Consider the following 7,611-nt stretch of genomic DNA (forward strand, 5'->3'; position numbering starts at 1 on the left):
GTTCCCCCTGAGGAAGTCGACGGTCAGGTGGCGCACCCGTGAACGCACGGGAGACGTCACGGGAAGGACCCGTGACGTCTCCGGAAGGTTGTGCGGTGACCCGGTGTCAACCCGTGGCCCGCTCCTCGGGGGGCGGCGGCGTGCGGCGGCGCGGCGGGAAGATCTCGGCCGGCGTGGGCACCTTGCGCTTCTCCTCACCGGGGTCCGGCGCGGCCGGCTCGGCGGGGGGCGTCTTCGGCTCGGGCTTGGGGCCCGGCTTGGGATCGTCGGAGGCGGCCCGCCCGCCGGGCAGCGCGCGCAGCCGGGCCCTGCCGGTGGCGGGCGTGCCGCAGGGTTGCGAGGGAGCGGGGATGCGCGCCTCCAGGCGGGCGCGCACGTCGAGCTCCGCCAGGTGCTCGCAGCGGCGCAGCACGGCCCGCCTGCGGTGCGCCTCGGCGTCCGTGCACGGCGCGTCGTGCAGTCGGCGCAGCGCGGCGAGGTCGTCCGGCAGGGGCACGTAACCGGTGTCGAGCGCGCCCGTCAGCCGCTCGAGGTAGCCGGCGGCGCTGCCCGGCAGCGCCGCCCGGTACCGGGCGAGCTCCGCGAGCTGGAAGGTCCGCAGCCGCCCGCCCTCGCGGGCCGCCTCGTCGATGTCCTCGGCGAGGCGCAGATAGTCCCTGACCTCGTCGGGGGTGGGGATCATGGTGCTGGACTGGAGGGCCGCTGAGAGGGCGCGCCGGAGCACGCGCAGTTCATCCGCGCTGAACGCCATTCCGCCTCGGGACCCGTGTGGCGTGGGCATGGTCTGACTTTACGTACTAAGCGAACAAAATACGCGTAACCAGATATGGCCGGGCGCGCCGCGTGCCTCCCCCGTGCGCCTGCCCGGGCCGTCGGCCGCCGGGCCGTCAGGTCGTCAGGTCGTCAGGTCGTTGATACGTTCCGCTCGTAGACCAGCCGGAGGCCTATCAGGGTCAGCCAGGGCTCGTGGACGTCGATGACCGCCGACTCCCCCAGCACCAGCGGCGCCAGCCCGCCGGTGGCGATGACCGTGACGTCGTCCGGGTCGTCCGCGAGCTCCCGTGCCATCCGCTCGGCGACGCCGTCCACCTGGCCGGCGAAGCCGTACAGGATGCCGGACTGCATGGCCTCGATGGTGTTCTTGCCGATGACGCTGCGCGGGCGGGTCAGCTCCACCTTGCGCAACTGGGCGCCGCGGGCCCCCAGGGCGTCCACGGAGATCTCGATGCCGGGGGCGATGGCGCCGCCGGCGTACTCGCCGCGCGTCGTGACCGCGTCGAAGGTGGTGGCCGTGCCGAAGTCCACCACGATGCACGGCCCGCCGTAGAGGTGGACGGCTGCGAGGGAGTTGATGATCCGGTCGGAGCCGACTTCCTTGGGGTTGTCGGTGAGCACCGGGACGCCGGTCTTGACGCCGGGCTCGACGAGGACCGCGGGCACGTCGCCGTAGTAACGGCGCGTCACCTCGCGCAGCTCGTGCAGCACCGAGGGGACGGTGGAGCAGATGGCGATCCCGTGGATGTTGTCACCCAGCTCCTCGCCGAGCAGCGGGTGCATGCCCATCAGGCCCTGCATCAGGACGGCCATCTCGTCCGCCGTGCGGCGCGCGTCGGTGGAGACCCGCCAGTGCTCGACGATCTCGTCCCCGTCGAACAGCCCCAGGACGGTGTGGGTGTTGCCGACGTCGATGGTGAGAAGCATCAGTCCCGCTCCGACCCCTCGGACCGCAGGTCCAGCCCGATGTCGAGGATCGGCGAGGAGTGCGTCAGGGCGCCCACGGCGAGGTAGTCGACGCCGGTCGCGGCATAGGAACGGGCGTTGTCCAGGGAGAGCCGGCCGGAGGACTCCAGCAGGGCGCGGCCCGCGACGATGGCGACCGCCTCCTCCGTCTCGGAGGGGGTGAAGTTGTCCAGCAGGATCAGGTCCGCGCCCGCCTCCAGGACCTCGCGGACCTGGTGCAGGGTGTCGACCTCGACCTCGATCGCCAGCTCGGGGAACTCCTCGCGGACGGCCTTGAAGGCGGCCGCCACGCCGCCCGCCGCGACCACGTGGTTGTCCTTGACCAGGGCTGCGTCCGACAGCGACATGCGGTGGTTGACGCCGCCGCCGCAGCGGACCGCGTACTTCTCCAGCGCGCGCAGGCCCGGGGTCGTCTTCCGGGTGTCGCGGACCTGCGCCTTGGTGCCCTCCAGCGCGTCGGCCCAGCGGCGCGTGGTGGTGGCGATCCCGGACAGCCGGCACATCAGGTTGAGCGCGCTGCGCTCCGCGGTCAGCAGGTCCCTCGTACGGGTGCGCACGGAGAGCAGCACTTGACCCGCCTCGACCCGGTCGCCGTCCTCGACGTGCCGCTCGACCTCGAACTCGTCGGTGCACACGATGGACAGGACCGCCTCGGCGACCCGCAGCCCGGCGACCACACCGGCCTCGCGCGCGGTGAAGTCACCGGTGGCCAGGGCGTCCTCGGGGATGGTGGCCACGGTGGTGACGTCCACCCCGCCGTCCAGGTCCTCCTCGATGGCCATGTGCGCGACGTCCTCGACCAGCACCGGGTCCAGCCCGGCGTCGACGAGCAGCTGCGCGAGGTCGGGGTCGAGACCGCACTCGCTCGGGTCGTGCGCGTACTCGTCGCCGGAACCGCAGCCGCAGCCGTCGCCGCAGCCACCGCCGCCGGCGCCGCCGATCTGCAGGAGGGGGAGGTCGGGCGTGCTCATCGCAGGTGCTCCGTTCCAGGACGGGTCGAGGGGAAGTCCGCTGTGGGGGTGGTGCGGATGGTGAGACTAGTGGGTGCCGCGGGCAGCCCCGCACCACCGGCGGGGAGCCGGACGACGATGTGCCGGCGCCAGTTCCCGTCGTCGCGCCCGGGCCGGTCCTCGCGCCAGTGGCAGCCGCGGGTCTCCTCGCGGCGGCGGGCCGCCTCGACCAGGACCCGGGCGACCAGGCAGAGGTTGGTCGCCTCCCAGGTCTCCACGCAGGGCTCGGCGGTCTTGCCGTCGCGCTCCAGCAGTTCCTCGGCGTCGGCGTACATCCGGCTCAGTGCCGCCGCCGCGCCCTCCAGGCTGTCCGCGCTGCGCAGCACTCCCGCACCGCGCGTCATGATCCGCTGGATCGCGAAGCGGGCCTCGGAGGGCAGCAGCGGGGAACGGCCGGGCTCGGGGACCACCGGGGCGCCGGGGGCCGCGGGGTGCTCGGCGATGTCGGCGGCGATGCGCTCGGCGAAGACCAGCCCCTCCAGGAGGGAGTTGGACGCCAGCCGGTTGGCGCCGTGCACGCCCGTGCAGGCGACCTCGCCGCACGCGTACAGGCCCGGCACCGTGGTGCGGCCGTGCAGGTCGGTGCGGACGCCGCCGGAGGCGTAGTGCGCGGCGGGCGCCACCGGGATCGGCGTGGTGACCGGGTCGATGCCGTTGGCGCGGCAGGCGGCCAGGATCGTCGGGAACCGCTGCTCCCACATCCGCGCGCCGAAGTGCCGGCCGTCGAGGTACATGTGCTCGGTGCCGGTCTCCTGCATGCGGCGCGTGATGCCCTTGGCGACGATGTCGCGCGGCGCCAGCTCGGCCAGCTCGTGCTGCCCCTGCATGAAGCGCACCCCGTCGGCGTCCACGAGGTACGCGCCCTCCCCGCGCACGGCCTCGGAGACCAGCGGCTGCTGTCCCTCCGCGTCCGCGCCGAGGAAGAGCACCGTCGGGTGGAACTGCACGAACTCCAGGTCCGAGACCTCCGCGCCGGCGCGCAGCGCGAGCGCCACCCCGTCGCCCGTGGACACCGCCGGGTTGGTCGTGGCCGAGAAGACCTGCCCCATGCCGCCGGTGGCCAGCACCACGGCGCGGGCCCGCACGGCGCCGACGCCGTCACGCTGCCCCTCGCCCATGACGTGCAGGGTGACGCCCGCGGTACGGCCCTCGGCGTCGGTCAGCAGGTCGAGCACGAGCGCGTTCTCGATGAACTCGATCCGGGCCTCGCGCACGGCCTCGATCAGCGCCCGGGAGATCTCCAGGCCCGTCGCGTCGCCGCCCGCGTGGGCGATCCGGCGGCGGTGGTGACCGCCCTCCCGGGTCAGCAGGATCTCGCCGGTGGCCTCACTGGTGTCGAAGTGCGCGCCCGTCGCGATCAGCCGGCGAACGGCGTCGGGGCCCTCGGTGACCAGGGTGCGCACCGCCTCCTCGTCGCACAGGCCTGCGCCCGCCACAAGGGTGTCGTCCAGGTGCTGCTCCGGGGTGTCGCCCTCGCCGAGCGCGGCGGCGATGCCGCCCTGCGCCCAGCGCGTGGAGCCGTCGTCGAGCCGGGCCTTGGTGACGACGGTGACCTTGGCGCCCTGCGCGGCGCAGCGCAGCGCCACCGTCAGCCCGGCGACGCCGGAGCCGACCACTACCACGTCCGCCTCGTGCGCCCAGCCGGGCGCGGGGGAGTGCAGCCGTATGCCTGTACCTGTGCCGCTCATCGGCGGGCTCCGAACTCCAGGGGGATGTTGTCGATCAGCCGGGTCGTGCCGACCCTGGCGGCGACCGCGAGCACCGCCGGCCCGGTGTGGCCGGGGGCGGCCTCGGTGAAGTCGCGCGGGTCGATCAGGGCGAGGTAGTCCACCGCCAGGCCGTCGCCCTTCTCCAGCACCGTCCGCGCCGCGGCCCGTACGGCCTCCGGCCCGTCGTCCAGCGCGTCGCGCCCGGCGAACAGGGCGCGGGAGAGCGTGAGGGCGGTCCCGCGGTCGCCGTCGGAGAGGTACCGGTTGCGGCTGGACAGGGCCAGGCCGTCCGGCTCGCGGACCGTGGGCACGCCGACGATCTCGGCCGGGAAGTTCAGGTCCGTCACCATGCGGCGGATGAGGGCCAGTTGCTGGGCGTCCTTCTGGCCGTAGAAGGCGACGTCCGGCCGGGTCAGGTGGAGCAGCTTGGCGACGACGGTCAGCATGCCGTCGAAGTGGCCGGGGCGCACGGCGCCCTCGTAGCCCTCGCCCATCGGCCCGGCGCTGATCCGCACCTGCGGCTGCCCGCCGGGGTAGACCTCGTCGGCGGCGGGCGCGAAGACGAGGTCGGCGCCGGCCCGCGCGGCGGTCTCGACGTCGGCGTCGAGGGTGCGCGGGTAGCGGTCGAAGTCCTCGTCCGGCCCGAACTGCAGCGGGTTGACGAAGACGGTGACGACGACGGTGCCGTCCCCCACCCGCTCGCGGGCGGTGCGCACGAGGGTCGCGTGCCCCTCGTGCAGCGCGCCCATGGTCATGACGACCCCGACCTCGCCGGGCCGGCCCTCGACGGCCGACCGCAGCTCGCGCGCGGTGTGCACCAGCCTGGTCATCTCTTTCCCCCCTCGGCGCCGTCCGCCAGGACGCCCAGCAGCGCCTCCGCGAACTCCGGCTTCAGCATCCCGCCCGCCAGGGCGCGGTCCGCCGTGGCGCGGGCCATCGCGACGTACGGGGCGACCATCTCCGGCGCCTGCCGGCGCAGCTCCGCCAGGTGCGCCGCGACCGTGCCCGCGTCGCCGCGGGCGACCGGGCCGGTGAGGGCGGCGTCACCGGAGCGCAGGGCGTTGTCCAGGGCCGCGCCGAGCAGCGGGCCCAGCATGCGGCCGGGTTCGGCGACGCCGGAGGCGCGCAGCAGTTCCATGGACTGGGCGACCAGGGTGACCAGGTGGTTCGCGCCGATCGCCAGGCCCGCGTGGTAGAGCGGGCGCGCCGACTCCTCGATCCACTCGGGCTCGCCGCCCATCTCGATCACCAGGGCCTCGGCCGCCATCCGCAGCTCCGCGGGTGCCGTGACGCCGAAGGAGCAGCCGGCCAGCCGCTGCACGTCGACGGAGGTGCCGGTGAAGGTCATCGCCGGGTGCAGGGCCAGCGGCAGCGCGCCCGCGCGCAGGGCCGGCTGCAGCACGCCCGTGCCGTACCGGCCCGAGGTGTGCACCAGCAGCTGGCCCGGCCGTACGGCCCCGGTCTCGGCGAGGCCGGCCACCAGCTCCGGCAGCGCGTCGTCCGGCACCGTCAGCAGGACGAGCTCGGAGCGGGCCAGCACCTCGGCCGGCTCCACGAGCGGCACGTCGGGCAGCAGGGCGGCGGCACGGCGGCGTGAGGCATCGGACACACCCGACGCCGCGACCGGGTGGTGCCCGGCGAGCTTCAGCGCGGCCGCGAGCGCGGTACCGACCCGCCCCGCGCCGACGACGCCGACCGTGAGCCGCGCGGGGCGGGCCTCCACGTCGGGGGGCAGGGGCCCCGGGGTGTGCGATGCGTTCACGCTGCGCTGGCCTTCCGTTCCAGTCCTCACGGGGGTACCGGACGTTCTCGTCAATGCTACGCGAATGTTTCCCGGGGCCCTCCGGGGCGGCAGGATCGGTCCATGACCTCTGCCGACGACGAGAAGGCGCGGCGTATCGCCGCCGTACGCTCCTGCGACCGCGTGCTGTCCTACGGGAAGCCCCCCACGATGCGCGAACGGCTGGCCGCACTGGCCGGACGGGACGGCCTGGACGGCCCCGTGGACACGTACGGCGACGGGATCGTCGACGAACTGGAGCACCGGGTGGCCGGGCTGCTCGGCACGGAGGAGGCCGTCTGGTTCCCCACCGGCACGATGGCCCAGCAGGTCGCCCTGCGCTGCTGGGCGGGACGCACCGGCAACCCGGTCGTCGCGCTGCACCCGCTGGCCCACCCCGAGGTGCACGAGCGCGGCGCGCTGTCCGCGCTGAGCGGGCTGCGGACCGTCCACCCCACCACGGCCCGCCGCATACCGGACGCGGACGAGGTGCGCGGCATGGACGAGCCCTTCGGCACGCTCATGCTGGAGCTGCCGCTCCGGGACGCCGGCTTCGTCCTCCCCACCTGGGACGAACTCACCGCCACCGTGGCCGCGGCACGCGAGCGCGACGCCGTCGTCCACCTCGACGGCGCCCGCCTGTGGGAGTGCCCGCCGCACTTCGGGCAGCCCCTGGACGAGATCGCGGGGCTCGCCGACAGCGTGTACGTCTCCTTCTACAAGTCCCTCGGCGGCATCTCCGGCGCCGCCTTGGCCGGCCCCGCCGACCTCGCCGCCGAGGCGCGCACCTGGCGGCACCGCTACGGCGGGCTGGTCTTCCAGCAGTGGCCGGCGGTGCTGGCGGCGCTCGACGGGCTCGACCACGAACTGCCGCGCCTGCCGGAGTACGTGGCCCACGCGAAGGTCGTCGCGGCGGCCCTGCGGGACGCACTCGCGGCAGGGGCGGGCTGGGTCCGGGTGTACCCGGACGTACCGCACACGCACCAGTTCCAGGTGTGGCTGGCGGAGTCCGCGGACCTCCTCAACGAGGCCGCGGTGCGGCAGGCCGAGGAGACCAAGACGGCGCTCTTCGGCCGCTGGGCGGAGGCGGAAGTGCCGGGGGTCGCCATGACGGAGGTCACGGTGGGGGCGTCCGCGCTCGAGTGGGACCCCGCCGCCGTGGGCGACGCCGTCGCGGACTTCCTCCGTCTCGTGGACGTCGCTCGCGGCACCGCCTGACCGGCTGCGCCGGGCTGCCTGGTGGTTGTGCACGGCTCGGTATTTGTGTGCGGGCTGTCTTACACATCTCCAGGCCCCCGAACCCTCCCACAACTGCGTATGCCTCCTTCTGTTGGAAAAAAAAACAAAAAAAAAAAAACACAAATAAACAGGA

General features: G+C 74.2%; 7 protein-coding genes. 1 reads left to right on the forward strand and 6 read right to left on the reverse strand.

Annotated elements, in window-relative coordinates; translation table 11 throughout:
- Positions 1–106: 106 nt before the first annotated feature.
- The 6 genes from PV341_RS22125 to PV341_RS22150 form a co-directional block, all read right to left on the reverse strand.
- Entirely contained in the window at positions 107–781 is a 675-nt protein-coding gene (locus PV341_RS22125; RefSeq protein ID WP_500358814.1) for a hypothetical protein, read from the reverse strand.
- Between the two features lie 122 nt (positions 782–903).
- Entirely contained in the window at positions 904–1,701 is a 798-nt protein-coding gene (locus PV341_RS22130) for a type III pantothenate kinase (protein WP_499513219.1), read from the reverse strand.
- Positions 1,701–2,711 carry a carboxylating nicotinate-nucleotide diphosphorylase gene (gene nadC / locus PV341_RS22135; RefSeq protein ID WP_500330194.1) on the reverse strand — a complete coding sequence of 337 codons (1,011 nt, stop codon included), beginning with the start codon at positions 2,709–2,711 and terminating at the stop codon, positions 1,701–1,703. Before nadC ends, PV341_RS22130 begins: the two co-directional genes overlap by 1 nt.
- Positions 2,708–4,438, reverse strand: coding sequence for an L-aspartate oxidase (locus tag PV341_RS22140; RefSeq protein WP_500330195.1), 1,731 nt, complete (start codon positions 4,436–4,438; stop codon positions 2,708–2,710). Before PV341_RS22140 ends, nadC begins: the two co-directional genes overlap by 4 nt.
- On the reverse strand, positions 4,435–5,289 hold the full coding sequence (panC, locus tag PV341_RS22145) for a pantoate--beta-alanine ligase (RefSeq protein WP_500330197.1): 855 nt from the start codon (positions 5,287–5,289) through the stop codon (positions 4,435–4,437). Before panC ends, PV341_RS22140 begins: the two co-directional genes overlap by 4 nt.
- Positions 5,286–6,221 (reverse strand): Rossmann-like and DUF2520 domain-containing protein, encoded by a 936-nt coding sequence (locus PV341_RS22150; RefSeq protein WP_500330198.1) that lies wholly within the window; start codon positions 6,219–6,221, stop codon positions 5,286–5,288. Before PV341_RS22150 ends, panC begins: the two co-directional genes overlap by 4 nt.
- A gap of 102 nt (positions 6,222–6,323) precedes the next feature.
- On the opposite strand from PV341_RS22150, the gene PV341_RS22155 reads away from it, so the two are divergent.
- Positions 6,324–7,457 (forward strand): threonine aldolase family protein, encoded by a 1,134-nt coding sequence (locus PV341_RS22155; protein ID WP_500358815.1) that lies wholly within the window; start codon positions 6,324–6,326, stop codon positions 7,455–7,457.
- Positions 7,458–7,611 lie beyond the last annotated feature (154 nt).

It is taken from the genome of Streptomyces sp. PA03-1a (assembly GCF_033792805.1).
In the GTDB taxonomy this organism is placed as follows: Bacteria; Actinomycetota; Actinomycetes; order Streptomycetales; family Streptomycetaceae; genus Actinacidiphila.